The sequence below is a fragment of the Klebsiella sp. HMSC25G12 genome, assembly GCF_001807705.1.
GTDB lineage: Bacteria > Pseudomonadota > Gammaproteobacteria > Enterobacterales > Enterobacteriaceae > Klebsiella > Klebsiella variicola.
In genome coordinates this window covers 83,082-108,864 of sequence record NZ_KV789897.1, presented here as the reverse complement: position 1 = coordinate 108,864, position 25,783 = coordinate 83,082, and the positions used below count along the sequence as shown (strand labels likewise).

At 56.7% G+C, this 25,783-nt stretch carries 22 protein-coding genes; 11 read left to right on the top strand and 11 right to left on the bottom strand.

Translation table 11 applies throughout. The annotated features are described in order from the left end of the window. Positions 1 to 5: 5 nt before the first annotated feature. Positions 6 to 884 (bottom strand): 4-hydroxy-tetrahydrodipicolinate synthase, encoded by an 879-nt coding sequence (gene dapA / locus HMPREF3096_RS16215; RefSeq protein WP_002913803.1) that lies wholly within the window; start codon positions 882 to 884, stop codon positions 6 to 8. A 153-nt stretch (positions 885 to 1,037) separates the two neighbouring features. Here dapA and HMPREF3096_RS16210 point away from each other — a divergent pair, with 153 nt between their 5' ends. Both HMPREF3096_RS16210 and bcp read left to right on the top strand, forming a co-directional pair. After that, the gene (locus tag HMPREF3096_RS16210) at positions 1,038 to 1,604 is read left to right on the top strand and encodes a glycine cleavage system transcriptional repressor (protein WP_002913804.1); all 567 of its coding nucleotides are present in this window, start codon (positions 1,038 to 1,040) and stop codon (positions 1,602 to 1,604) included. 3 nt (positions 1,605 to 1,607) lie between these two features. Then, on the top strand, positions 1,608 to 2,078 hold the full coding sequence (gene bcp, locus HMPREF3096_RS16205; RefSeq protein ID WP_008803833.1) for a thioredoxin-dependent thiol peroxidase: 471 nt from the start codon (positions 1,608 to 1,610) through the stop codon (positions 2,076 to 2,078). Between the two features lie 60 nt (positions 2,079 to 2,138). Here the strand turns inward: bcp and HMPREF3096_RS16200 are convergent, their stop codons facing one another. Together HMPREF3096_RS16200 and HMPREF3096_RS30940 are read right to left on the bottom strand one after the other, a co-directional pair. Beyond that, a complete protein-coding gene (locus tag HMPREF3096_RS16200) occupies positions 2,139 to 3,203 on the bottom strand; it encodes an AI-2E family transporter (protein ID WP_012540911.1) in 1,065 nt (354 codons plus the stop codon). A 54-nt stretch (positions 3,204 to 3,257) separates the two neighbouring features. Further along, on the bottom strand, positions 3,258 to 3,374 hold the full coding sequence (locus tag HMPREF3096_RS30940) for a hypothetical protein (protein ID WP_012540910.1): 117 nt from the start codon (positions 3,372 to 3,374) through the stop codon (positions 3,258 to 3,260). A gap of 51 nt (positions 3,375 to 3,425) precedes the next feature. Between HMPREF3096_RS30940 and bepA the strand changes: the two genes are divergently transcribed. The 3 genes from bepA (at position 3,426) to HMPREF3096_RS16185 (ending at position 6,298) form a co-directional block, all read left to right on the top strand. Beyond that, on the top strand, positions 3,426 to 4,889 hold the full coding sequence (gene bepA / locus HMPREF3096_RS16195; protein WP_008803831.1) for a beta-barrel assembly-enhancing protease: 1,464 nt from the start codon (positions 3,426 to 3,428) through the stop codon (positions 4,887 to 4,889). Between the two features lie 9 nt (positions 4,890 to 4,898). Then, the gene (arsC, locus tag HMPREF3096_RS16190) at positions 4,899 to 5,258 is read left to right on the top strand and encodes an arsenate reductase (glutaredoxin) (protein WP_008803830.1); all 360 of its coding nucleotides are present in this window, start codon (positions 4,899 to 4,901) and stop codon (positions 5,256 to 5,258) included. A gap of 128 nt (positions 5,259 to 5,386) precedes the next feature. Beyond that, positions 5,387 to 6,298 (top strand): Rpn family recombination-promoting nuclease/putative transposase, encoded by a 912-nt coding sequence (locus tag HMPREF3096_RS16185; RefSeq protein WP_032730889.1) that lies wholly within the window; start codon positions 5,387 to 5,389, stop codon positions 6,296 to 6,298. On the opposite strand, the gene HMPREF3096_RS16180 is transcribed toward HMPREF3096_RS16185, so the two are convergent. From HMPREF3096_RS16180 to bglK, 5 genes are all read right to left on the bottom strand, one after another. Next, positions 6,295 to 6,996, bottom strand: coding sequence for a DnaA inactivator Hda (locus HMPREF3096_RS16180; protein ID WP_020947395.1), 702 nt, complete (start codon positions 6,994 to 6,996; stop codon positions 6,295 to 6,297). The two genes, HMPREF3096_RS16185 and HMPREF3096_RS16180, sit on opposite strands and share 4 nt — an antisense overlap. Before the next feature lie 98 nt (positions 6,997 to 7,094). Continuing rightward, a complete protein-coding gene (gene uraA, locus HMPREF3096_RS16175; protein ID WP_032730891.1) occupies positions 7,095 to 8,381 on the bottom strand; it encodes a uracil permease in 1,287 nt (428 codons plus the stop codon). Between the two features lie 86 nt (positions 8,382 to 8,467). Continuing rightward, complete coding sequence (gene upp, locus HMPREF3096_RS16170) at positions 8,468 to 9,094, bottom strand: uracil phosphoribosyltransferase (protein WP_004201927.1); 627 nt, start codon at positions 9,092 to 9,094, stop codon at positions 8,468 to 8,470. Between the two features lie 217 nt (positions 9,095 to 9,311). Further along, positions 9,312 to 10,745, bottom strand: coding sequence for a 6-phospho-beta-glucosidase (locus tag HMPREF3096_RS16165; RefSeq protein ID WP_022064637.1), 1,434 nt, complete (start codon positions 10,743 to 10,745; stop codon positions 9,312 to 9,314). Positions 10,746 to 10,754: 9 nt separating this feature from the next. Next, positions 10,755 to 11,648 (bottom strand): beta-glucoside kinase BglK, encoded by an 894-nt coding sequence (gene bglK / locus HMPREF3096_RS16160; protein WP_032730892.1) that lies wholly within the window; start codon positions 11,646 to 11,648, stop codon positions 10,755 to 10,757. A gap of 263 nt (positions 11,649 to 11,911) precedes the next feature. On the opposite strand from bglK, the gene purM reads away from it, so the two are divergent. Together purM and purN are read left to right on the top strand one after the other, a co-directional pair. Then, positions 11,912 to 12,949 (top strand): phosphoribosylformylglycinamidine cyclo-ligase, encoded by a 1,038-nt coding sequence (purM, locus tag HMPREF3096_RS16155; RefSeq protein WP_008803825.1) that lies wholly within the window; start codon positions 11,912 to 11,914, stop codon positions 12,947 to 12,949. Beyond that, complete coding sequence (gene purN, locus HMPREF3096_RS16150; protein WP_012540904.1) at positions 12,946 to 13,587, top strand: phosphoribosylglycinamide formyltransferase; 642 nt, start codon at positions 12,946 to 12,948, stop codon at positions 13,585 to 13,587. The genes purM and purN overlap by 4 nt, the downstream gene beginning before the upstream one ends. A gap of 50 nt (positions 13,588 to 13,637) precedes the next feature. On the opposite strand, the gene HMPREF3096_RS16145 is transcribed toward purN, so the two are convergent. Next, positions 13,638 to 14,978 (bottom strand): glycoside hydrolase family 28 protein, encoded by a 1,341-nt coding sequence (locus HMPREF3096_RS16145; protein WP_012540903.1) that lies wholly within the window; start codon positions 14,976 to 14,978, stop codon positions 13,638 to 13,640. 420 nt (positions 14,979 to 15,398) lie between these two features. Between HMPREF3096_RS16145 and HMPREF3096_RS16140 the strand changes: the two genes are divergently transcribed. Both HMPREF3096_RS16140 and HMPREF3096_RS16135 read left to right on the top strand, forming a co-directional pair. After that, positions 15,399 to 16,847, top strand: coding sequence for an MFS transporter (locus tag HMPREF3096_RS16140; protein ID WP_032730894.1), 1,449 nt, complete (start codon positions 15,399 to 15,401; stop codon positions 16,845 to 16,847). Beyond that, on the top strand, positions 16,822 to 17,919 hold the full coding sequence (locus HMPREF3096_RS16135) for a beta-galactosidase BglB (RefSeq protein ID WP_012540901.1): 1,098 nt from the start codon (positions 16,822 to 16,824) through the stop codon (positions 17,917 to 17,919). The genes HMPREF3096_RS16140 and HMPREF3096_RS16135 overlap by 26 nt, the downstream gene beginning before the upstream one ends. 5 nt (positions 17,920 to 17,924) lie before the next feature. On the opposite strand, the gene HMPREF3096_RS16130 is transcribed toward HMPREF3096_RS16135, so the two are convergent. Next, positions 17,925 to 19,592, bottom strand: a complete 1,668-nt coding sequence (locus tag HMPREF3096_RS16130) for a hypothetical protein (protein WP_012540900.1) — start codon at positions 19,590 to 19,592, stop codon at positions 17,925 to 17,927. Positions 19,593 to 19,769: 177 nt separating this feature from the next. Between HMPREF3096_RS16130 and ppk1 the strand changes: the two genes are divergently transcribed. Both ppk1 and ppx read left to right on the top strand, forming a co-directional pair. Continuing rightward, entirely contained in the window at positions 19,770 to 21,830 is a 2,061-nt protein-coding gene (gene ppk1, locus HMPREF3096_RS16125; RefSeq protein ID WP_002913838.1) for a polyphosphate kinase 1, read from the top strand. A gap of 3 nt (positions 21,831 to 21,833) precedes the next feature. Next, positions 21,834 to 23,366: an exopolyphosphatase gene (ppx, locus tag HMPREF3096_RS16120; protein ID WP_008803823.1), complete on the top strand. Its 1,533-nt coding sequence runs from the start codon at positions 21,834 to 21,836 to the stop codon at positions 23,364 to 23,366. A 55-nt stretch (positions 23,367 to 23,421) separates the two neighbouring features. On the opposite strand, the gene HMPREF3096_RS16115 is transcribed toward ppx, so the two are convergent. Then, entirely contained in the window at positions 23,422 to 25,650 is a 2,229-nt protein-coding gene (locus HMPREF3096_RS16115) for a sensor domain-containing phosphodiesterase (RefSeq protein WP_070544526.1), read from the bottom strand. Positions 25,651 to 25,783 lie beyond the last annotated feature (133 nt).

Sequence of the window (25,783 nt, the reverse complement as noted above, 5' to 3'; positions counted from 1 at the left end):
AAACTTTACAGCAAACCGGCATGCTTCAGCGCGGCGGTGACGGCTTCACGACCATGGTCGGTGATGGGCGTCATCGGCAAGCGCAGCGTATCGGTCGCCACAAGACCCAACGCCTTGCATCCCCATTTCACCGGGATAGGATTGGGTTCGACAAATAATTTTGTATGCAGTGGCATCAGACGCTGATTAATCGCACGCGCTTCGGCAAATTGACCCGCCAGCGCCAGACGGCACATGTCGGCCATTTCGCGCGCCGCCACGTTGGCGGTGACGGAAATCACGCCCACGCCGCCGAGCTGCATGAAGTCCATACCGGTCGCATCGTCACCGCTCAGCAGAATAAAGTCGTCTGAAACCAGCTCTTTGATCTGGTGAACGCGACTTAAGTTCCCTGTAGCTTCCTTAATACCGACAATATTTTTAATTTCCGCCAGACGGCCAACGGTTTCCGGCAGCATATCGCAACCGGTACGGGACGGCACATTATACAGAATTTGCGGCAGGTCAGTATGTTCAGCGATAGCTTTAAAGTGCTGGAACAGGCCTTCCTGGGTCGGGCGGTTATAATAAGGAGTGACCGTCAGGCAGCCGACAACACCGCTGTCGTTAAAACGTTTGGTCAGGCTAATCGCCTCTGCGGTTGCATTGGCTCCCGTGCCAGCGATAACTGGAATACGCCCGTCGGCCAGTTCCAGCGTCATCATCACTACGTCGCCATGCTCTTCATGGCTCAGCGTTGCGGATTCACCGGTAGTCCCTACCGAAACGATCGCCGAGGTTCCGTTGGCGACATGGTAATCAATCAGTTTTTTCAGGCTTGTCCGGCAGACATTACCGTTTTCATCCATCGGCGTGACAAGCGCTACAATACTTCCCGTGAACATGGGCCATCCTCAGAGCAGAAGTGCGACAAGATTCTCAATGTTACGTTTGGAGCTGCAATAAAAGCAAGAGACCCGACGCCATCAGGGATGTTGTATGGCGGTTTTTTTTATGCTTTCCTAATGTTACCTCACCTTTTTAAAGGAAGAACAGGTTTGACAGCCTCATTACAACACTATCTGGTTATTACCGCCCTGGGGGCTGACCGTCCCGGCATCGTGAATACGATCACTCGCCACGTCAGCAGCTGCGGTTGTAATATCGAAGACAGCCGGCTGGCCATGCTCGGTGATGAGTTTACGTTTATCATGCTGCTTTCCGGGTCGTGGAATGCGATTAACCTGATCGAATCAACCCTGCCGCTGAAAGGTGCGGAGCTGGAATTGTTGATCGTGATGAAACGCACCACTGCGCGCCCGCCGCAGGCCATGCCAAACACCGTTTGGGTCCAGGTTGAGGTGCCGGACTCACCGCATATCATCGAGCGCTTCACTGCCCTGTGCGATACCTGGAATATGAATATTGCGGAACTGGTGTCCCGCACTCAGCCGGGAGACGGCGATTCCGCGCAGCTTTTTATCCAGATAACTGCCCACAGTCCTGCGACGCAAAATGCAGCAAATATCGAACAAGCGTTCAAAGCCCTATGTACAGAACTGAACGCACAAGGCAGTATTAACATCGTTAATTATTCACAGCATGATGAACAGGATGGAGTTTAACCCATGACCCCACTGAAAGCCGGTGATATCGCACCGAAATTTAGCTTACCGGACCAGGACGGCGAGGAAGTAAATTTAACCGACTTCCAGGGACAACGTGTCCTGGTTTATTTTTACCCGAAAGCCATGACCCCGGGCTGCACCGTCCAGGCGTGCGGCTTGCGCGATAATATGGACGACCTGAAGAAAGCCGGTGTAGAAGTGCTGGGCATCAGCACCGATAAACCGGAAAAGCTCTCCCGTTTCGCCGAGAAAGAGCTGCTGAACTTCACGCTGCTGTCTGATGAAAACCATCAGGTTTGCGAGCAGTTTGGCGTCTGGGGCGAAAAATCCTTCATGGGGAAAACCTACGACGGTATTCACCGTATTAGTTTCCTCGTCGATGCCGATGGCAAAATCGAACACGTCTTTGATGACTTCAAGACCAGCAATCACCACGACGTGGTGCTGAACTGGCTGAAAGAAAACGCCTGATGCAGAGCAAGACGCCGGGGGAGGAGATCCTCACCCGGCGTCTTTTTTATCCCGAACACGTCAGTCGTCGTCAACCACCAGGCCATCCGGCCAGGCATGCACTACCGCTTTAATCAGCGTGGCCAGCGGAATGGCGAAGAAGACGCCCCAGAACCCCCACAACCCGCCAAAGATCACCACCGACAGGATAATCACCAGCGGGTGTAAATTGACCGCTTCCGAGAACAGCACCGGGACCAGCAGGTTGCCGTCCAGCCCCTGAATAATCAGATAGACCGCGAACAGGCTCCAGAACTCGGTGCCAGCGCCAAACTGAAACAGCGCCACCCCCACCACCGGAATGGTCACCACAAACGCGCCGATATAGGGGATCAGCACCGAGAAGCCCACCAGCACCGCCAGCAGCAGCGAGTAGTTGAGGCCAAAGAGAATAAAGCCGATCCAGGTGGCGACGCTGACGACAATCATCTCCAGCACCTTGCCGCGAATGTAGTTGGTGATCTGCTGATTCATCTCCTTCCAGACCTGCCCGGCGAGGCCACGATTACGCGGCAGTACGCGGCGCACCGCGTTGAGCATCTGCTCTTTATCCTTCAACAGGAAGAAGACCATCAGCGGCACCAGCACCAAATAGACCGCCAGGGTAAGCAGCCCCACCAGCGAGGCCAGAGAGTACTTCACTACCGAGTCGCCCACCGTCAACATCCGATTGCGCATATTTTCCGCCATCGCATCGATGATGCCGGCATCCATTAACGCCGGATAGCGCCGCGGCAGCGTAGCGGCAAAATCAGAGAGTTTGTTGAGCATACCCGGCATATCGCGGATGAGATAGATCCCCTGCTGCCAGGCCACCGGCATCACCACAAAGGCCAGCAATAGCAGGATGCCCACAAAGAGGATCAGCACCAGCGAGGTGGCCCAGGTGCGCGACAGGCCAATCCGTTCCAGACGAACCGTCGGCCACTCCAGCAGATAGGCCAGTACGATAGCCACCAGTAACGGCGCTAACAGACCGCTGAAAAAGAACATGATGCCGAAACCGGCAAGCAAAATAACCAGCAGCGCTATCGCCTCAGGGTCGCTGAATCGACGGCGGTACCACTGCATTAACATCTCAAGCATAAAACCTTCCCTGAAGGGCCAAGCGGCGACAATCCGGGGAATTGTATCGAAATGTCACAAAAAAGACTTCGCTTTTTGATGCGCCGCAGACAAACCGTTCTCCGCCGTGAAGATCATATTTTCAAGGCGGCCAACGCCAGCTAAACTCGCTGGGATGCGGCCAGGGAACATTGCGTCGCACAATCGGTCAAACTGGCACACCCACATTACAGGACAGAGGTTATGTTCAGGCAGTTGAAGAAAACGCTGGTGGCGACCGTCATCGCCTCGCTGACGCTGGGTTCGATAGGCCCTGCTTTTGCTGACTCCGCAGATACGCTGCCGGACATGGGGACCTCTGCAGGAAGCACGCTGTCGATTGGTCAGGAAATGCAGATGGGGGATTACTATGTGCGCCAGCTGCGCGGCAGTGCGCCGCTGATTAACGATCCGCTGCTGGTACAATATATCAACGGGCTGGGCATGCGTCTGGTGGCACACGCCAACTCAGTGCGCACCCCGTTCCATTTCTATTTGATTAATAACGACCAAATCAACGCCTTCGCCTTCTTTGGCGGCAACGTGGTCCTCCACTCCGCCCTGTTCCGCTACTCTGATAATGAGAGCGAACTGGCCTCTGTCATGGCGCACGAAATTTCCCACGTCACGCAGCGGCATCTCGCCCGCGCGATGGAAGATCAGAAGCGCAATGCGCCGCTGACCTGGGTCGGTGCCCTGGGTTCGATTCTGCTGGCGATGGCCAGCCCGCAGGCCGGGATGGCGGCGCTGACCGGGACGCTGGCCGGTACCCAACAGGGCATGATCAGCTTCACCCGCCAGAACGAAGAAGAGGCCGACCGGATTGGCATTCAGGTTCTGCAACGCTCGGGATTCGACCCACAGGCTATGCCGATGTTTATGGGTAAACTGCTTGACGAGTCGCGCTACTCGACGCGACCGCCGGAAATGCTGCTCACCCACCCCCTGCCGGAAAGCCGACTGGCCGATGCCCGTAACCGCGCCAACCAGATGCGCCCGGTGGTGGTACAGTCCTCAGCGGACTTCTATCTGGCGAAGGCGCGTACCCTCGGGATGTACACCAACGGCGACAACAAGCTGGGCACCGATCTGCTGAACGCCTGGGATAAGGGCAATATTCGCCAACAGCATGCCGCCCAGTATGGTCGCGCTCTGCTGGCGATGGAAAGCAACAACTTTGACCAGGCACGCAAAACGCTGCAGCCGCTGCTCAGCGCCGACCCGCAAAATGCCTGGTATCTCGACCTGGCCACGGATATCGACCTCGGGCAGAAGAAAACCAGCGACGCCATCAATCGCCTTAAAAACGCCCGCGAGCTGCGCACCAATCCGGTACTGCAGCTGAACCTGGCCAACGCCTTGCTGCAGGGCGGACAGCCCGGGGAAGCGGCGACCATTCTGAACCGGTATACCTTTACCAATAAAGAGGATGGCAACGGCTGGGATCTGCTGGCCCAGGCGGAAGGCGCGCTGGGCAATCGCGACCAGGAGCTGGCGGCGCGGGCAGAAAGCATGGCGCTGGTCGGTCAGCTGGAACAGGCGATTTCCCTGCTCAGCAGCGCCAGCTCGCAGGTGAAACTTGGTAGCCTGCAGCAGGCGCGTTACGATGCCCGTATCGACCAGCTACGCGATCTGCAGGCCCGCTTCCGCCCCTATCAAAAAATGTAAGGAGACCCCATGACCGACGCGGTAACAATTTACCATAACCCACGCTGCTCGAAGAGCCGCGAAACGCTGAGCCTGCTGCAGAGCCGCGGCATCGATCCACAGGTGGTGCTTTATCTCGACACACCGCCGGATGCCGATACGCTGCGTGAGCTGCTGCAGCTGCTGGGTATGGAGAGCCCCCGCGAGCTCATGCGCCAGAAGGAGGATCTGTACAAATCGCTCAATCTTGCCGACCAGGCGCTTAGCGACGCGGCGCTGATTCAGGCGATGGTCGACAATCCTAAGCTCATTGAACGCCCTATCGTCGTCAGCCGCGGCCAGGCGCGTATTGGCCGCCCGCCGGAGCAGGTCCTTGAGATCGTAAGCTAACCCACCTGCGCCGCGCTTTCGCGGCGCTTTTTTTTACGTGGCCGATTCCAGATCTTCCACGCCAATCCCTCCCGCCCGCCGGACGATGCTACTGTTCATCTATCGCTCAATCCACTGGACGGATGAACATGAAAAAACCGACCTCCACGCCCCATGACGCGGTGTTTAAAACCTACCTCTCCCATCCCGATACCGCCCGCGATTTCCTGCAACTGTATCTGCCCGAAACGCTGCTTAAAGTATGCGATCTGCGTACGCTGCATCTCGAGTCGGGGCATTTTGTCGAAGACGATCTGCGCCCCTTTTATGCCGACATTTTGTATTCCCTGAAAACCACGGCGGGAGACGGTTATATTTATGCGCTTATCGAACACCAGAGCACGCCCGACCGGCATATGGCCTTTCGTCTGATGCGCTATGCCATCGCCGCCATGCAGCGTCATCTCGATGCCGGTCACGATCAACTACCGCTGGTGATCCCTGTCCTCTTCTACCACGGTCTGGCCAGCCCCTACCCATACTCTCTACGCTGGCTCGATGAATTCGCCGCCCCGGAACTGGCCAGCCGTCTTTATCACGAAGCGTTTCCGCTGGCGGACATTACCGTCATTCCGGATGACGACATTGCCACCCACCAGCGCATGGCAACGCTGGAGTTACTGCAAAAACATATTCGACAACGCGATCTGGCGCAGCTCCTCGACAAGCTGAGCGAATTATTATTGACTGGACTGGCGACACAATCGCAGGTACAAGCCCTGATGCACTATCTGGTGCAGGCAGGCAATACGCGCGAGCCGATCAAGTTCATACGCGAACTGGCGTTACGTACGCCGCAGCATAAGGAGACGTTGATGACGATTGCGGAATATCTCGAGCAACAGGGACTGGAGCGGGGACTGGTGCAGGGGCGACAGGAAGGCCGGAAAGAAGAGGCACAGCGTATCGCCGCCGCCATGCTACACAGTGGCCTGGCGCGCGATCTGGTCGCTCATCTGACCGGACTGACGGAGCAGGAGCTGGCCCCACTGGCGGACTAGAGCTTAAGGATCTCTTTCACGAAGGGGATCGTCAGCTTGCGCTGGGCGGTAATCGAGGCGTGATCCAGCTGATCGAGGGTCATAAACAGCGAGCGCATCTCGCGATCCAGCCGCTTCAGCAGGAAGCGGCACACGTCTTCCGGCATCTCGAAGCCGCGCAGTCTGGCGCGTAGCTGCAGCGCCTGCAGTTTGTCTTCATCCGACAGCGGCTGCAGCTTATAGATCTGCCCCCAGTCCAGCCGTGAGGCGAGGTCCGGCAGACCAAGATTCAGCTGCCGCGGCGGCCGATCGCCGGTGATCAGCAGTCGGGTTTTGCCTGATTCCAGGATCCGGTTGTAGAGATTAAAGATGGCCATTTCCCAGGGCTCATCCCCGGCGACGCATTCAATATTATCAATGCAGACCAGCGCCAGCTGTTCCATCCCCTCCAGTACCTCGGGCACAAACCACGTCCGTTTATCCAGCGGCACGTAGCCCACCGCATCCCCGCGCTGGGAAAGCTCGGCGCAGGCGGCGTGTAACAGGTGGCTGCGACCTGCCCCTTCACGTGACCAGATATAAATGTACCCGCTGTGTTCCTGGCGCAGTACGTTCTGGAGGGCAGCAAGTAGGGAAGGATTATCACCCGGCCAGAAACTTGCGAAGGTTTCGTCGTCAGGAAGATACAGTGGCAAAGAGAGCTGTGCCGGTGCGTTCAGATGGACCTCAACATAGGCTTACAGAAAAACGCGGAGAGTTTACCACAGATTTAGGTCAGGAGAGAACCGGGCGGGATCGCCGCCCGGTCAGGAGATCGTTATTTAATCTCTTCGCTATCCGCCGCGTCGAGGACCACCTCTTCCGGACGCAGGACGCTGATAAGCTTGAAAATCAGGCTCAGCGCGATGCCCACGATGGTCGCCAGCGCCATCCCTTTCAGCTCGGCGGCGCCAATGTGTACTTTAGCGCCGCTGACGCCGATGATGAGGATCACGGAGGTGAGGATCAGATTCTGCGCTTTACTGTAATCCACCTTCGATTCAATCAGTACGCGGATCCCCGAGGCGCCGATCACCCCGTACAGCAGTAGCGAAACGCCCCCCATCACCGGTACCGGAATGATTTGGATAGCCGCCGCCAGTTTGCCGACGCAGGAGAGCAGAATCGCAATGATCGCCGCACCGCCAATAACCCAGGTACTGTAAACCCGGGTAATCGCCATCACGCCGATATTTTCACCGTAGGTGGTGTTGGGCGTCGAACCGAAGAAGCCGGAGATGATCGTCGACAGGCCGTTGGCAAACATCGAACGATGCAGACCCGGGTCGCGGATCAGATCGCGCTTAACGATATTGGCGGTCACCACCAGGTGCCCGACGTGCTCAGCAATCACCACCAGCGCGGCGGGCAGAATGGTGAAGATAGCAAACCACTCAAAGCGCGGCGTGTAGAAGGTCGGCAGCGCGAACCAGTGCGCCTCGGCGATCGGGGTGGTATCGACCACGCCCATCACAAACGACAACGCATAGCCCACCAGCACACCAATCAGGATTGGAATAATCGCCAGGAAGCCGCGGAACAGCACAGAACCAAATACCGTCACCGCCAGCGTTACCATCGAAATAATAATGGTTTTGCTGTCGGGGGCTTGACCGTCGGCTGGCAGCAGCCCGGCCATATTAGCCGCCACACCCGCCAGTTCGAGGCCGATAACCGCCACGATGGCGCCCATCGCCGCCGGCGGGAACATCACATCCAGCCAGCCGGTACCGGCTTTTTTGACAATAAAGGAGACGAGGCAGAACAGCACGCCGCACATAATAAAACCACCCAGCGCCACTTCGTAGCCCAGCGGCAACAGCAGCAGTACTGGAGAAATAAAGGCGAAACTCGATCCCAGATACGCCGGGATTTTGCCTTTACAGATAAAGAGGTACAACAGCGTACCAATACCGTTAAACAGCAGGACGGTGGCCGGGTTGATGTGGAACAGGATTGGCACCAGCACCGTTGCGCCAAACATAGCAAACAGGTGCTGCAAACTAAGCGGGATAGTCTGTAAAAGCGGCGGTCTTTCACTCACCCCGATAGCACGGCGCGTCATAGTGTTTTCCTCTGAGATGGTTAGTTATGTGTGTTTTATTCAAAAAAAAGCCGACTTTCAAAGTCGGCTTATTTATCGTTATTCGATTATTTCGTACCAAAGATCTTGTCGCCGGCATCGCCGAGACCGGGAATGATATACCCGTGTTCATTCAGTCCCTTATCGACAGAGGCGGTGTACAGCTCAACGTCCGGGTGCGCTTTCTCCAGCGCGGCAATCCCTTCCGGCGCTGCCACCAGTACCAGCACCTTGATGCTGGTGCAGCCAGCGTTTTTCAGCAGATCGATAGTGGCGATCATCGACCCACCGGTGGCCAGCATCGGGTCAACCACCAGCGCCATACGCTCATCAATGTTGGACACCAGCTTCTGGAAGTAAGGTACCGGCTCGAGAGTCTCTTCATTACGATAGATACCCACCACGCTGATACGCGCGCTGGGAACGTGCTCCAGTACCCCTTCCATCATGCCAAGGCCTGCGCGGAGGATAGGCACAACGGTAATTTTCTTGCCCTTGATCTGCTCAACTTCCACCGGGCCATTCCAGCCTTCGATGGTCACTTTCTCGGTCGCCAGATCGGCGGTGGCTTCATAAGTCAGTAAGCTGCCCACTTCTGAGGCGAGTTCACGGAAGCGTTTGGTGCTGATGTCGTGCTCGCGCATCAGGCCCAGCTTGTGTTTGACGAGTGGGTGTTTGACTTCCACAATCTTCATTCTCTTTCTCCTCTGAGGGGCGGCCACAAAAAAAATCGCGGGATTATACCGCTTTTTGCGGATTGTGCCATACCCATCTTGCTTGACGTATATCAAGCAAAGTGATTTAGAGACAAAAAAACCGGAGGCAAGGCTCCGGCTTGGGTGCGGGGTGCAGTCCATACGCTTACGCGGGCCTACGTGTATTGTAGGTCGGTTAAGCGTTAGCGCCACCCGACTACGACAGGTTCTCCCCGTTGCTGGCAATCACCTGTTGATACCAGGCAAAGGACTTTTTCCGGCTGCGAGCCAGCGAGCCATTGCCTTCATTATCTTTATCGACATAAATGAAGCCGTAGCGTTTTTTCATTTCCCCTGTGCCGGCGGAAACCAGATCGATACAGCCCCACGGGGTGTAGCCCATCAGATCAACGCCATCCTCGACCACCGCCTTTTTCATCTCCGCGATATGGGCGGAGAGATAATCGATACGATACTGGTCATTGACGCTGCCGTCCGCTTCACGGACATCGATCGCGCCAAAACCATTTTCGACAATAAACAGCGGCAACTGGTAGTGATCCCAGAACCAGTTCAGCGAATAGCGCAGGCCAACCGGGTCAATCTGCCAGCCCCAGTCCGACTTTTTGACGTACGGGTTGGAGACCAGGCTGGTAGTTTCATCATAGTCGAGCAAGGGATTATCTTCGGTGGCTTTGGTGGCGAACGACATATAGTAGCTAAAGCCAATGTAGTCGACACAGCCCTCAGTTAACGCCTGACGATCGGCTTCGGTGATATCCAGGGTAAAGCCACGGCGGGCAAAATAGTTGAGCAGATGCTGCGGATAGCGGCCGCGCACGTGGACGTCGGTAAACCAGTAACGGCGGTGCATGGCGTTCATCGCCATCATCATATCGTCTGGCGCGCAGGTCAGCGGATAGATCGGGCACATAGCGATCATGCAGCCAATCTGCAGTGCAGGGTTGATCTCGCGCGCCGCTTTCACCGCCAGGGCGCTGGCCACCAGCTCATAGTGCGCGGCCTGGTACATCACCGGTTCCCGGTCTTCATCCGGCAAATATTTCAAACCGGAGTTGGTGAAGGGGGCAAAGTCCTCATGGAAGTTGGCCTGGTTGTTGATCTCGTTAAAGGTCATCCAGTACTTCACTTTATGTTGATAGCGGGTGAAGACGACCCTGGCAAAGCGCACGAAAAAGTCGATCAGCTTCCGGTTGCGCCAGCCGCCATACTCGGTGACCAGGTGATAAGGCATTTCAAAATGCGACAGCGTAATCACGGGCTCAATGCCGTGCTTCAGGCATTCGTCGAACAGATCATCGTAAAACTGCAGGCCAGCCTCGTTGGGCTCCAGCTCATCGCCCTGCGGGAAAATACGCGTCCAGGCAATCGAGGTGCGAAAACATTTGAAGCCCATCTCGGCAAACAGCGCCAGGTCCTCCGGATAACGATGATAAAAATCGATCGCCTCATGGTTCGGGTAGTTTTTCCCCGCCACCACGCCGTCGGTAATTTCACGCGGCACGCCGTGGGCGCCGGCGGTCATCACATCCGCCACGCTGATCCCCTTGCCGCCCTCCTGCCAGCCGCCCTCTAACTGATGCGCGGCGACCGCGCCGCCCCACAGAAAATCTGCTTTAAATCCGGACATAGTCTCTCCCTAATGTCGATCGTCGCCAGGCGAACGATAGTGCTGATTGAAATGGTAAACCGCGCCAATCAGGCCGGCATCGTTGCCGTGACTGACGGTATCGAGATAGTCGGCAATGCCAAACCAGGCCAGATGCTGGCACAGCAGCGCCAGAAATCCTGGACGTTCCACAATGCCGCCGCCGATAAAAATGGTCTGCGGATCGAAGATATTAACGAGGTTATAAAGGCCATGGCCCAGGCCATTGAAGAACTCGGCGACCAGACGCTGGCAAACCGGGTCGCCGGCGTCATAGCGGTCAAAAATCATTTCGCCTGTCACGCTCTCCAGCGGCGCAGCGATATGTTCCGCATAGCGATGGCGCAGCACTTTGAGGGTGCAGTTCTCATTCATCGAATAGCGACGAGGATCGCGTCCGCCGGGACGGTCGGTGAGCATGTATCCGAACTCACCGGCGCGAAAACGCGCCCCGTGAACCAACTGATGATGGCAATAAATCGCGCCACCAATGCCGGTGCCAATGGTGAGTACCAGAAAATTGGCCATTTCCGCCGCTTTGCCCTGCCAGCGCTCGGCCAGCAGCACACAGTTGGCATCATTTTCAACTGAGACCGGCAGTCCGGTCCGGGCTTCAAGCCATGCTTTCATGGCGAAGTTATCAAATCGACGAATAGCACCGCCCATGGTGATAAAGCCGCTGTGCGGATCAACATAGCCTGGCGCGCTGATGGCTACCCCTTCACACGACGGGTGGGCCGCCAGCCATGACAGCATTACCTGTAAGATATGATCGCCATCGCTGTCATTGATCGACTGCTTCGCGCTTTCCAGTAGCCTGCCATCGCGGGTCATCACGCCCATCTTTAATGCGGTGCCACCGATATCAAATGCCGCAATTTTCATTCATCCCTCTCCTGACCAGCGTCAATCACTGGCAAAATGCGTGGCAAACCAACACAGAAACCGGTTTCAGTCTTATGATGAGGATTCCTTAAGGCTGAGGCAAGCACAAGACTGTACCCGGTTTCATTTTCGTGAGCAGTATCAAATTTGACCATCTATCCGCTGTTTCGCGCCGACTGTAAAGCAGGCTCGCAAACGTTTGCTTTCCCTGTTAGAATTGCGCCGATTTTTCTTGCTTACCGCAAACGCGTGGAGACTTCGCAGTGACCGACAAAACCTCTCTCAGCTATAAAGATGCCGGCGTGGATATTGATGCAGGCAACGCTCTCGTCGACCGTATTAAGGGCGTGGTGAAGAAAACCCGTCGCCCGGAAGTGATGGGGGGACTGGGCGGATTCGGCGCGCTGTGCGCACTGCCGCAGAAATACCGCGAGCCGGTACTGGTCTCCGGCACCGACGGCGTCGGTACCAAGCTGCGTCTGGCAATGGATCTGAAGCGTCACGACACCATCGGCATCGACCTGGTCGCCATGTGCGTGAACGACCTGGTGGTTCAGGGTGCTGAGCCGCTGTTTTTCCTGGATTATTACGCGACCGGTAAACTGGACGTCGATACCGCGGCCAGCGTCATTAACGGCATCGCCGAAGGCTGCCTGCAGTCCGGTTGCGCGCTGGTGGGCGGTGAAACCGCAGAAATGCCGGGGATGTATCACGGTGAAGATTACGACGTAGCGGGTTTCTGCGTCGGGGTGGTGGAAAAATCAGAAATCATCGACGGCAGCAAAGTGGCCGACGGCGACGTGCTGGTGGCGCTGGCGTCCAGCGGCCCGCACTCTAACGGCTATTCACTGGTGCGTAAGATCATTGAGGTTAGCGGCGTTGACCCGCAGACCACCGACCTTGACGGCAAACCGCTGGCCGACCATCTGCTGGCGCCAACCCGCATCTATGTGAAATCGGTGCTCGATCTGATCGCCAGCGTTGACGTCCACGCTATCGCCCACCTGACCGGCGGCGGTTTCTGGGAAAATATTCCGCGCGTGCTGCCGGATAACACCCAGGCGATCATTGATGAGTCCTCCTGGCAGTGGCCGTCCGTCTTCAACTGGCTGCAAACCGCCGGTAACGTCAGCCAGCATGAAATGTACCGTACCTTTAACTGCGGCGTGGGGATGGTTATCGCCCTACCGGCTGCAGAAGCAGACAAGGCCATTGCCCTGCTGAACGAGAAAGGTGAAAACGCGTGGAAAATCGGGTATATCAAAGCTTCCGATTCCGAACAGCGTGTGGTCATTGCATGAAAAACATCGTGGTGCTGATTTCCGGTAGCGGCAGCAATTTGCAGGCGATCATCGACGCCTGCGGCCGGAAACAGATAAACGGCACCCTGCGGGCGGTATTCAGTAACAAGGCTGATGCGTTTGGCCTTGAACGCGCGCGCGCGGCCGGCATCCCGGCCCACGCGCTGGCGCAAAGTCAGTTTGCCGACCGGGAAGCATTCGATCGTCAGCTGATGCATGAAATTGACGCCTACGCCCCGGATTTGGTAGTGCTGGCGGGCTATATGCGTATCCTGAGCCCGGCGTTCGTCAGCCATTATCAGGGACGTCTGCTGAACATCCATCCTTCGTTACTGCCGAAGTATCCTGGCCTGCATACTCATCGTCAGGTGCTGGAAAACGGTGATGAGGAACATGGGACCTCGGTGCACTTCGTCACTGATGAGCTGGACGGCGGTCCGGTTATCCTGCAAGCCAAGGTGCCGGTCTTCGCTGGCGACAGCGAAGATGAGGTGACGGCGCGGGTTCAGGCCCAGGAACATGCCATTTATCCGCTGGTCATCAGCTGGTTCGTCGATGGGCGTCTGCGCATGGCAGGCAACCACGCCTGGCTGGATGAACGACAACTTCCGCCCCAGGGCTATGCCGCTGAAGAATAAGCACGTCTCGCCCCGGTCATTACCGGGGCTACTTTCTCACTTCTCCCCGGTTATTTATCTGTGTTTTCCAGGCATAGTGCGTTGTGGTTCCACCTCGCAGGCAATGGCGTTGGTCGCTGGTAATCAAACTCACGTAGTGTCAGGTCAGTCACGCCGTTGGCATACAGCACCGGTAACCCTCCCGGGTAAGGCTCAACCCCCCAGGCACGGCCGCTGTGCGGATTCAGACACCAGGCATTATCCATGCCCATACCGGTCGGAGACTGCGGGTTACACGGCGGACGCACATCGTAAAGCCCCTGCTCCGCCTGTGAGTTCAGCATCTGGTGGAGCTGGATGCCGTCAAAAAGAATGCGCTGGATCAGGCCCGCTGGTTCACTATGCAAATTAATCGCTCCTTCACACTCCCCGACCAGACCGCGAAACTGGATCCGAGTGATGGCGCCGGGGGCAATAGCCGGATCGCGATGGCGTACGGAAAGAAAAACTGGATCCGCCTCCCCCCAGTGACAGGCTGGCGCGCTCACGCAAGCAAACGCAATGTTGCTGAAGATCATCCGCCGCAGCTGGCCGCCGTCGCGAGATATCAAGCCGATCCCGCGATTGGAATCAAAGATGGTGCAGTTGCTGACCAGCACATCTTCAATATCCTGCCAGGTTTCCGTACCGATTTTTAAGGCGCAGCTTTTCGACCGCAGCGTACAGTTCACGATCGTAACCTGACGCAGCGGACGCTGAATATGCGCAGGCTTGGCCGTGGTTTTCAGACAGATAGCGTCGTCGGCGGCGCTGAAATAGCTATTGGCGATATGCACCTGCTGGCAGCTGTCGATATCCAGCGCGTCGGTATTGGCCATCGTCAAATCGTTATCCACGGTAATCCCGTTAATCGTGACACCGATACACGAGACCAGATGTATGGTCCACATCGGCGCATGACGCACGGTAATATTTTCCAGCCGCACGCCGCGGCAGTTCTCCAGCAAAATGATGCGCGGCCGCCGTTTGACGGGCTGGCGGTACCCCATGGCATCGACATCCCGGGAAAACCATCCGTCGGCGCTACCGTAGATTTCACCGCCGCCACAGATACTCACATTTTGCGCATCAAGAGCATAAAGAAAGGCCCGGTGGGAGCACTCAGCCTGGCTCAGCGCGACCGCCTGAGTAAAATCATCGCCGTTTTCGCTGACGATCAGCTCGGCGCCCGGCGACAGCCACAGGCAGGTATTTGACCCTATCCGCAAGCCGCCGAGCGCGTACCTGCCGTGATCGACCACCAGCGTACCGCCTCCGGCTTCCGCCAGCTCGTCCAGCGCCTGTTGAAAGAGTGCGGTATCGGGAGTGACACCATCCGCGTGGGGATGGCGCTGCGAAAGATGAATATTCATAGCGTATCCTGAAAAATCAAACAGGCAGCTATCACACCATCTCTTGCACGGCCAGCGTAGGGGAGAAACCGCCCGCGGGGCAATATCTGCGCTGCATTTCACATTCCCCAGGTCCGTCCGGGATAAATTGTGATGGATAACACAAATCCTGCGCGGCCGACCGCGAAAAACGTACTCTCCGCACAGTTCCCGCCCGCGGCCATCGCGTCAGCCGTGAGCCATATCACGGGATTTATTTCATTTCATCGTCATTTGGCAGGCTGCTCGCAGAACGGCGCGAAATCCCCGCATCCGGCATTTTCGCCCCCCGCCCCCTCTTTTACTGTGCAACCTCGCTTTCCTTACTAAAGAGATACGCTTATGACGAGGACAGTAACCCCAACGCGAGAAGTCAAAACCTGCAATATCCTCTGCTGGGGGATGGGTGATATTTTCGGTAGCGGCGCGATGACCATTACCGGTCTGTGGCTGCTCTACTTCTATATCGAGGTCGCCGGGCTCTCCCCTGCTGCCGCCGCCTCCATTTTCGCCATCGCCAAAATCTGGGATGGGATCACCGACCCGGTGATGGGCTACATCACCGACAACATTCGTACCCGCTGGGGACGCCGGCGGATTTTCTTTATTCTCGGCGCGCCGCTGTCGCTCTGTTTCGCCCTGATGTGGGTGAGCGGCTTCGGTTACGCCTGGTACCTCGGCACTTATTTACTGTTCAGCACCGTGTTTACGCTACTGATGGTGCCTTACGATACGCTGCCGGCAGAAATGACCTCGCGCTACGATCTGCGCTCGAAAATGTCGGGCGCGAGGATGCTGTTCGCGCAAGCGACGGCCTTTCTCGCCGCGCTGATCCCCGGGCAAATCATGGCTCACGTCGCCGACCAATCTCAGGCATTTCTCTATATCGGCATCGTCTTTGCCCTGCTCTTCGCCCTGCCGTGGATTTTTGTCTGGCGCGGCACCTGGGAGCGCGACGTTCTTCCGCCACCACAGACCCGCCAGGGGGTGCTTAAAACCCTGGGGTCGTTATACAGGGAGATGGCTTCAACGTTTCATCTGCGCACCTTCCGCATTCATATCATGATGTACGTCGGCGGCGCGGTGGCGCTGGATATTTTCGGCTCGCTGTTTATGCATTATATGACCTATGTATTGCGCGTCGGCACCTCCCTGGCATCGCAGGCGATGAGCCTGATGACGCTGTTTCAGTTCTTCGCCATCCCGTTCTTCACCTGGCTGTGCATACGCGTTGGCAACGGTAATGCCTATAAGCTGGCCATCGCACTGATCCTCTGCGCCTTGCTGTGGTTCAGCCAGCTTAGCGCCGGTTTTAGCCATCTCTCCTGGCTGCTGCTCGGCGGTGCGGTGGTAATGGGCATCGCCCGCGGGGGAACCTATCTCATTCCGTGGAACGTCTATAACTTTCTGCCGGATGTCGATGAGGCCTATACCGGCGTGCGCCGCGAGGGAATTTACGCCGGCGTGATGATGCTGACGCGCAAGTTCTCCCAGGCGCTGGCGCTGTTTATCGTCGGACTGGCGCTGGAGGCGTTTGGCTTCACCAAGGGCGCTGAAGCGCAGAACGCCGCCGCCCTTAACGGCATCTGGTGGGTTTTCCTGGTGGGCCCCGGCCTGCTGGCGATCCTGGCCATGTATGGCGCATTTCGTTTCCGCTTAAGCCAGCCACGCCATCAAATTCTGATTAACGAGCTGGAGCGTCTGCGCGCTGGCGGTCATCCGCAGGATGCCAGCCCGCAGACGCGAGAAACTATTGAACTGCTAACCGGTCATCCGCACCGCAATGCCCGCTGGCAACACGCCGTCTTACCGCAAGGGAGTGATTATGTCGCAGAAAAGCAACCGTCCTGAACTCCTTCAGCGTATTGAAACGCTGATCGATAACCTAACCGCTATTCACGATAATAGCGGCCAGTATCTGCAGCGGCTGGCCGATGGCCGGGTCATCGATACGAAAGGCTGGGAGGGCTGGGAATGGACGCACGGCATCGGTCTGTTTGGACTGTTTCGCTATCAGCAGTTGACCGGTTCCCCCCGCGCCCGTCAGCTGATTGACGACTGGTTCAGCGCCCGCTTCGCCGAGGGAACGCCGGAGAAAAACATCAATACGGCTTGTCCGTTCTTAACGCTGGCGCTGCGCTACCAGCAGGAGCCGCGCAGCGACTGGCGCGCCTACCTCGACCGCTGGGGCGAAGCCATCTATCGCCAGATGCCGCGCACCGATGAAGGCTGTCTGCAGCATGTCACCTACGAGAGCGCGCATCAGCAACAAATCTGGGACGATACGCTGATGATGGCGGTATTGCCTCTGGCCATACTGGGCAAAATGTTTGATAAACGGCGCTGGGTAGAAGAGGCCATATACCAGTTTTTACAGCATCTGCACTATCTCAGCGACCGCCAGAGCGGCCTGTGGTATCACGGCTGGCATTTCGCCGGCCGGCACCACTTTGCCGGCGCCCTGTGGGCCCGAGGCAACAGCTGGATAACCCTGGCGATCCCGGAGCTGCTGGAGATGCTCGATCTCGACGAGCATGATGCTGTTTACCGGCAATTGCAAAATACCCTGCAGATACAGGTCGCCGCGCTTGCCCGCTGCCAGAGTGACAACGGTTTGTGGCCAACGCTGCTCAATGACCCCGACAGCTATCTGGAAGCCTCGGCGACCGCCGGGTTTGCCGCCGGCATCTTCAAAGCGATACGCCTCGGCTATCTGAATGCGCATTATCTACCGGTGGCCGAGCGCGCCTGCCAGGGAATTATCGACCATATTTCACCACAGGGTGAACTGTTGCAGGTGTCGTTCGGCACCGCGATGGGCCACGACCTTGATCACTATCGTCACATCCCGCTCACCGCCATGCCCTATGGCCAGGCGATGGCGATGCTGTGCCTGGTGGAAGCCCTGCATCGCACGCTATAACAGCGTTACCTGAGCGCCGTCAGTTCGGTGCTCAGGCTATCCGCCAGGCTACGCACCCGTCCGGGATCGAACATGACGTAGAACGCCGGCGAGGCGTCGCTCATCTGCTGGCAGAGCATTTCCATCTCAGACGCGCAACGGTACAGCGCCTGCACATTGATATGGCAGATCTCCCGCATGCTCCAGCTGTTCTCCACCTCGCGGGCGAAATGCAGCGTAAAAAAGGCCTTTTGCGCATGGGTAAACAGCTGGCAATAGAGCGCCAGCCCCTGCCACTCTTCACGCCACTGCCGCTCCAGCGCGGCAGGAAATTCTGCCGTGTGGGCAAACGCCAAGGCCTCTTCACCCAGGCGCTGCGCGCCGCTGGCCACCTCATCCTTTTCCTGCGCGATTTGCGTCAGATTGCTCATCGACTTCTGCGGGTCGTCGCGAGTGAAATGAATATCCTGCGCCGACCCCGGCAGCCAGTGGCTACGCGCCAGCTGACCGTACAGGCTCCATACCGCCTGCCCGTAGCTTTCCGGCAGCTGGCTGTGGCGATGGAAGACGTGGTCGCGCACGTAGATCGCCTGGTAGAGCGTTTGCGCCCCCAGCTCGAGAAGCTGCCGGAACTGCTGCGCCACGTCGTCAGGCGGACACCAGCCGTAGCGCTGCGCCAGCCACTGGTCGAGCAACTGCTGCTGGTTTTTCGCCATCCCGTCTCCCAGCAGCTGGCTGCAGGCGAACAGGTTACATTCGCTTAAGGTATCGGGGATCCAGTGGTTATCAATACTTTCCCAGCTGGCTTTACAGATAGCGCCGGTGATACGCGGATTCCGGCTTTGACACCATAGCAGTCGCCCCTGCAGTTCATCGATACGCAGAAACGGCATGACTCCCCAGCCAACTTCCTCCCCGGCCAAATCGATATCGACCCACACATCCCGCGTCTGCACCGCCAGCAGCGCCGGGTTATTGGGAAAGGCTGGCCAGAAGCGTTCCGGCGTCAGTTTAATCGATACCGATACCGTCGGCGGCAGAGGTTCAATAGCGTCCAGCACGGTACTGAGATCGTCGTTGCTTGCCGGGAAGACGCGTATTACCAGATGCTTGTTTTGCGCCGCGACGGCCTGGCTCAAGGCGCCAAAACAGCGGCGATACAACACGAAGCTCTGCGCCGGCTGGCGGCCTTCGTCCGCCTCGCGACGCTGTCTCTCCCACTGCGGACGGGAGATCGGCAACAAGCCGTCAGTGCTGGAGAGGGCGATAATCAAACCGGTGAGCGCCGGTACACCCTCACAGACGGCGCGGACTTTGTCGGTCAACCAACGGCTCCAGAAATCCACATCAAAACGCACACCGCCCGGGTTATCCAGCAGTTCCGGATGCGCTAACAACAGCTCCGTCGGGAAACTGAGCTCTTTCGCCTGCAGATAAAAGCGCAGTCCCAGCTCCCGACAGCGCAGCGCCAGGCGGTTGAGATAGATACAGCGCGCTCGCTGCTGGCTCGACAAACGGTCGTTATAGTCAAACGGCGTATAGCCCTGCGGCGATACCAGCTTGCCGAACAGCTCCGCCTGGCCGATCACCACGGTATTAAAACCATGTTTTATGGCATATTCCATTAAGCGACAAGCCGACGGCCAGTGCCAGATATCCTGATTATTGAGCTCCAGCGCCCGCGTTTCCCACATCGTTTCGTCCTCCATTTACTCATGATTGAACATAACGTAAGCAAACAAACGCGTCCGCTTTTTCCCGACATCCGATTGAAAGAAAACTGTCATATTGCTTTGACATAGTTGGACATTCAATGGCAATGCTCGCCATAATGAAACAAGCGACATCAATGATCCGGAGTGTGAGTTGTAATGGGCCAGGAAAAGCTATACATCGAAAAAGAACTCAGCTGGTTGTCTTTTAACGAACGCGTGCTGCAGGAAGCGGCGGACAAAAGTAACCCGCTGATTGAGCGCATGCGCTTCTTAGGGATCTACTCCAACAACCTTGATGAGTTTTACAAAGTGCGCTTCGCTGAGCTTAAGCGCCGGATTATTATCAGTGAAGAACAAGGCAGTACCGCCCATTCTCGCCACCTGTTAGGCAAAATCCAGGCCCGCGTTCTGAAGGCCGATCAGGAATTCGATAGTCTGTATAACGAACTGCTGCTGGAGATGGCGCGCAACCAGATCTTCCTCATCAACGAGCGCCAGCTGTCCGTCAATCAGCAGGCCTGGCTGCGCAACTACTTCAAACAGTATTTGCGTCAGCATATCTCGCCGATCCTGATTAACCGTGAAACGGACCTCGTGCAGTTCCTGAAAGATGATTACACCTATCTGGCGGTGGAGATTATCCGCGGGGAAAACATCAACTATGCCCTGCTGGAAATTCCGTCAGACAAAGTGCCGCGCTTCGTAAATCTGCCGCCGGAGGCGCCGCGCCGCCGTAAGCCAATGATCCTGCTGGATAACATCCTGCGTTATTGCCTGGATGATATCTTTAAAGGCTTCTTTGATTACGATGCGCTGAACGCTTACTCGATGAAAATGACCCGTGACGCCGAGTACGATCTGGTGCACGAGATGGAGTCGAGCCTGATGGAGCTGATGTCTTCCAGCCTCAAGCAGCGCCTGACCGCCGAGCCGGTTCGCTTCGTCTACCAGCGCGATATGCCGGACGCGATGGTCGAAATGCTGCGCGATAAGCTCTCCATCTCCAACTACGACTCGATGCTGCCGGGCGGCCGCTACCACAACTTTAAAGACTTTATCGGCTTCCCGAATGTGGGTAAGGCTAATCTGGTCAATAAGCCTATGCCGCGCCTGCGTCATCTGTGGTTTGATAAATTCCGCAACGGCTTCGACGCCATCCGCGAACGCGACGTCCTGCTCTACTATCCCTATCACACTTTTGAGCATGTGCTGGAGCTGCTGCGTCAAGCCTCGTTCGACCCCAGCGTACTGGCGATCAAAATCAACATCTACCGTGTAGCCAAAGATTCGCGCATCATTGACGCGATGATCCACGCCGCCCACAACGGTAAAAAAGTCACCGTGGTGGTGGAGCTGCAGGCACGCTTCGATGAAGAGGCTAACATTCACTGGGCGAAACGCCTGACGGAAGCGGGGGTCCACGTGATCTTCTCCGCGCCGGGTCTGAAGATCCACGCCAAGCTGTTCCTTATCTCGCGTAAAGAAGGCGATGAGGTGGTGCGCTACGCCCATATCGGTACCGGTAACTTTAACGAGAAGACCGCGCGGATCTACACCGACTATTCGCTGTTAACCGCCGATGCGCGCATTACCAATGAAGTCCGCCGCGTGTTTAACTTTATTGAAAACCCCTACCGCCCGGTCAGCTTCGATTACCTGCTGGTGTCGCCGCAGAACTCGCGCCGTCTGCTGTATGAGATGATCGATCGCGAGATCGCCAATGCGCAGAACGGGCAACCCTCCGGGATTACGCTGAAGCTGAACAACCTGGTGGATAAAGGGCTGGTGGACAGACTGTACGCCGCCTCCAGCTCCGGCGTGCCGGTCAATCTGTTGATCCGCGGCATGTGCTCGCTGATCCCTGGACTGGAAGGCATCAGCGAGAATATCCGCGTCATTAGCATCGTTGACCGTTTCCTCGAGCACGACCGGGTCTACTGTTTTGAAAACGGTGGCGATAAACAGGTCTGGCTCTCCTCTGCCGACTGGATGACGCGTAACATCGATTACCGTATTGAAGTTGCCGCCCCGCTGCTCGACCCGCGTCTGAAACAGCGAGTGCTGGATATTTTTGATATCTTGTTCAACGATACGGTAAAAGCGCGCTATCTTGATAAAGAACTGAGTAATCGCTATGTGCCGCGCGGCAATCGCCGTAAAGTGCGTGCACAGATGGCGATTTACGATTATCTCAAATCACTCGAACAACCCGACTAACCTATGCCAATAAACGAAATAACCCCTCGGCCGCAGGAATTCGCTGCGGTCGACCTTGGTTCGAACAGTTTTCATATGGTGATCGCCCGTGTCGTCGATGGCGCCATGCAGATCATTGGACGCCTGAAACAGCGCGTGCATCTGGCCGATGGCCTTGATGAAAACTCGGTGTTGAGCGAAGAAGCGATGACCCGCGGGCTGAACTGCCTGTCGCTGTTTGCTGAACGTCTGCAAGGGTTCTCCCCTTCCAGCGTCTGCATCGTCGGGACGCATACGCTGCGTCAGGCGACCAACGCGGCAGAGTTTCTTAAACGCGCGGAAAAAGTGATCCCCTACCCGATCGAGATCATCTCCGGCAATGAAGAAGCGCGCCTGATTTTTATGGGCGTTGAGCATACGCAGCCGGAGCGCGGTCGTAAGCTGGTGATTGATATCGGCGGCGGTTCGACCGAGCTGGTCATCGGTGAAGATTTTGAGCCCCGCCTGGTGGAAAGCCGTCGCATGGGCTGCGTGAGCTTCTCGCAAGCCTACTTCCCTGGCGGGACAATCAATAAAGAAAATTTCCAGCGTGCTCGCCTGGCGGCGGTACAAAAACTGGAAACCCTGGCCTGGCAGTTCCGTATTCAGGGCTGGACCGTGGCGCTGGGCGCCTCCGGCACCATTAAAGCTGCGCAGGAAGTGCTGGTGGCCATGGGTGAGAAGGACGGATTTATTACGCCGGAACGCCTCGAAATGCTGGTCAGTGAGCTGCTGAAGCATAAAAACTTCGACGCGCTCAGTCTGCCAGGCCTCTCTGAAGATCGTAAAGCGGTCTTTGCGCCGGGGCTGGCGATTCTGTGCGGCGTGTTTGACGCGCTAGCCATTAAAGAACTTCGTCTGTCCGATGGCGCCCTGCGTGAAGGCGTGCTGTACGAAATGGAAGGCCGCTTCCGCCACCAGGATATTCGTAGCCGCACAGCGCAGAGTCTGGCGAATCAGTACAATATCGATCGCGAACAGGCACGCCGGGTGCTGGAAACCACCACCCATATGCTGGAACAGTGGCAGGAACAGAACCCCAAGCTGGCAAATCCGCACCTTGCGGCGCTGTTGAAGTGGGCGGTGATGCTCCATGAGGTAGGGCTGAATATCAACCATAGCGGTATGCATCGCCACTCGGCCTACATTCTGCAGAACAGCGACCTGCCGGGCTTCAACCAGGAGCAGCAGATGCTGATGGCCACCCTGGTGCGCTATCATCGCAAAGCGATAAAACTCGACGACCTGCCGCGCTTTACGCTGTTCAGGAAAAAGCAGTTTCTGCCGCTGATCCAGCTGCTGCGCCTGGGCGTGCTGCTGAATAACCAGCGTCAGGCCACCACCACGCCGCCGACCCTGCGGCTGCAGACGGAAGCTCACCACTGGACGCTGACCTTCCCGCACAACTGGTTTAGCCAGAATGCGCTGGTGCTGTTGGATCTGGAAAAAGAGCAGCAGTACTGGGAAGGTGTGCCGGAATGGCTGCTGAAGATTGCAGAAGAAGAGCCAGACGCCTGAGCCGCGCTCCTGAATATTCCCCAGGCCGGGCCATCGCGCCCGGCTTTTTTCTGCTTCAGGCAGGCATCCCTTCCGCCAGCTGCGCCAGTGGTACCGGTACGCCGATATCGTAGCCCTGCAAATAATCGATCCCCAGCGCGATGACCGCCTGGCGTATCTCCGGCGACTCGACATATTCAGCCACCACCTGCATGTTCTTCATACGCGCCAGACGACAAATAGAATCCACCACCTGGTAATCGAGACTGCTGGCAAGCAGATTGCGAATAAAGCTGCCGTCGATTTTAAGAATGTCGACGTTCATCGTTTTTAACCGGGCGTAGCTGGCGTAGCCGGTACCAAAATCATCGATCGCCACCCGGCAGCCCAGCGCCCGCAGATGCTCTAAAGTCTGACAGACCAGCTCAGGGTTACTGAGCGCATAGTTCTCGGTCAATTCGAAAATAATCTGCCATGGCTCAATGTTGTACGTCTGCAGCAGCGCTTCGACTTCCTGAGGAAACTGGCTGCGGCTCAACGTGACCGGAGAGAGATTGATCGCCAGCCGCAGACCGGGCAGTGCCCGCCGGTGGGTATCCATAAAAGCTAGCGTGTGCTCAATGACCCACTGATCCACACGAGAGGAGAGGCCAAACTCGTGCGCCACCGGCAGGAACGCGTTTGGCCCCGTCAGTTCGCCCGACTCCCCTTCCATCCTCAGCAACACTTCATGGTAGTTATCGCCGCGGATGCCCTGGATAGGCTGCGCCATCAGGACGAAGTGGTCTTGCTCCAGCGCCTTGAGGATGCGATTCATCATCACCACTTTATCTTTCAGATCCTGTTGAACATGGCCAGCGCCGCGGCGCTGCATATTCTCCGGATGGCCGCTGGCCAGCGACATGTCGGCAATCGTGTTTAGTTCGCCAAGCAGCAAATACAGATGTTTGACCGGTGAGCGCACGTTGCAATAGCTCATGCCGATCCGCGGCTGGAGGGGAACCCCGTCCCAGTAGAAACGGAACTGCCGCAGGGAGCGGTCGATCAAATGAATACGCGCCTGATGCCCTTCACTGTTGAGGCGAAAAACCAAGTCATGGCCGGCAAGGTGATACACCGCTTCGTTAGGCTGCAGTAACGCGCTCAGGTGGTTCGCCAGCATTTGCTTATACTGAATGCGTAACAATACGCCGTAGTGGCGGCCCAGCAGTTCCAGCTCAGGAATGCGCAAAAAACAGAGCGTCGACCAGCTCGTGCCATTGAGCGCCCGACTCAGCGCCCGCAGATTAGGCATATGTACGACCGGGTCGAGGAAAGCCATCTGCCGGACGCGAGCGTAGATCAGCCGCTGCTGTATCGCCAGCATCGCCGTGTAGGCGACAATAAACGAGAAGACCAGATAGCTTGACGAGGTGATCGCCAGTTGGGTGTTATAGCTTGGATAAACCGGTAAGTAACGGTAATGAAAATGGATCACGGCAATCAGTACCGGCGTCCAGATCAGCGAGATAAAACGATAACCAAAACGCATGGCTCCCCAGAGCATGACCGGCATAAGTAATGATAACGTATAATTCGTACTAAATATGGTGCTGGTATCATTAAGCGGCATCAATAATAGCCCCAGCAGCAGGATTAATATCGCCGCCCAGCAAATGATTTCAATTGTTTTTATTTTTGGATCAATTTGTAAGCGAACCTGAGAAATAAATCCGCGAACATGAAAAGGGTTCCGAATTATCCGTAGCAGAAAATAACACAGCGGCACGCCCGTCAGACACCCCACCATCAACGCCTGAAAGGTGATTAACGACCGTAAACTAAAGGGCGTAATCCCCGTCATCTCCGTCGTACGTGGATGCAGTCCCAGATACTCAGCGATCTGTGACAGAATGAGAAAAATGACCGAGGGAAGCAGCATCTGCCAGAACAGACGGTGCGGCATCAGTTTGACGTTACCGTGCGAGACCTGCTGGCGCCGGGGTACAAAGATGCGATATCCGCCCCAGCACAGCACGCAGGGGATGAGAAAATGAAACAACACGCCGATAGCCTGCTCGGGCGTCATCCCTCGGGCCAGCGTGAGCAGCAGGCCAATAATAATACCCGGGATCGCCGCCCAACCGAAAAACATCATCAGGCTGAGTACTAATGCCAGAGGAAGATAATAAAGGAATACCATGTGGCCATTGAGCATGGTGTAGGTATTCGCCCATCTGGCGAAGGGTAATAACAGCGAGGGCAGAACAAGGGGTAAAGCCCACCACTTGTCGCGATATTGTTGATAATATTTTAATAAATTCATAGGTGCTCTACAGAGAGCCTCTGCTCCTGCGAGGCATATTCAGGCAGGCATCCAACCACCCCATGCTGACCGCATAAGTAATAACGATACGGTAATGTTCGCTGATTTTAGTGGTCAAGAGAATGGGACTGTT

Coding starts and splice junctions, on each gene's coding strand:
- upp (WP_004201927.1), bottom strand. CDS start 9,094: ATGAAGATTGTGGAAGTCAAACACCCACTCGTCAAACACAAGCTGGGC.
- uraA (WP_032730891.1), bottom strand. CDS start 8,381: ATGACGCGCCGTGCTATCGGGGTGAGTGAAAGACCGCCGCTTTTACAG.
- HMPREF3096_RS16140 (WP_032730894.1), top strand. CDS start 15,399: ATGGGTGATATTTTCGGTAGCGGCGCGATGACCATTACCGGTCTGTGG.
- HMPREF3096_RS16200 (WP_012540911.1), bottom strand. CDS start 3,203: ATGCTTGAGATGTTAATGCAGTGGTACCGCCGTCGATTCAGCGACCCT.
- HMPREF3096_RS16145 (WP_012540903.1), bottom strand. CDS start 14,978: ATGAATATTCATCTTTCGCAGCGCCATCCCCACGCGGATGGTGTCACT.
- bepA (WP_008803831.1), top strand. CDS start 3,426: ATGTTCAGGCAGTTGAAGAAAACGCTGGTGGCGACCGTCATCGCCTCG.
- ppk1 (WP_002913838.1), top strand. CDS start 19,770: ATGGGCCAGGAAAAGCTATACATCGAAAAAGAACTCAGCTGGTTGTCT.
- HMPREF3096_RS16165 (WP_022064637.1), bottom strand. CDS start 10,745: ATGTCCGGATTTAAAGCAGATTTTCTGTGGGGCGGCGCGGTCGCCGCG.
- arsC (WP_008803830.1), top strand. CDS start 4,899: ATGACCGACGCGGTAACAATTTACCATAACCCACGCTGCTCGAAGAGC.
- HMPREF3096_RS16135 (WP_012540901.1), top strand. CDS start 16,822: ATGTCGCAGAAAAGCAACCGTCCTGAACTCCTTCAGCGTATTGAAACG.
- dapA (WP_002913803.1), bottom strand. CDS start 884: ATGTTCACGGGAAGTATTGTAGCGCTTGTCACGCCGATGGATGAAAAC.
- HMPREF3096_RS16185 (WP_032730889.1), top strand. CDS start 5,387: ATGAAAAAACCGACCTCCACGCCCCATGACGCGGTGTTTAAAACCTAC.
- bcp (WP_008803833.1), top strand. CDS start 1,608: ATGACCCCACTGAAAGCCGGTGATATCGCACCGAAATTTAGCTTACCG.
- HMPREF3096_RS16115 (WP_070544526.1), bottom strand. CDS start 25,650: ATGAATTTATTAAAATATTATCAACAATATCGCGACAAGTGGTGGGCT.
- ppx (WP_008803823.1), top strand. CDS start 21,834: ATGCCAATAAACGAAATAACCCCTCGGCCGCAGGAATTCGCTGCGGTC.
- HMPREF3096_RS16130 (WP_012540900.1), bottom strand. CDS start 19,592: ATGTGGGAAACGCGGGCGCTGGAGCTCAATAATCAGGATATCTGGCAC.
- HMPREF3096_RS30940 (WP_012540910.1), bottom strand. CDS start 3,374: ATGTTCCCTGGCCGCATCCCAGCGAGTTTAGCTGGCGTTGGCCGCCTT.
- purN (WP_012540904.1), top strand. CDS start 12,946: ATGAAAAACATCGTGGTGCTGATTTCCGGTAGCGGCAGCAATTTGCAG.
- bglK (WP_032730892.1), bottom strand. CDS start 11,648: ATGAAAATTGCGGCATTTGATATCGGTGGCACCGCATTAAAGATGGGC.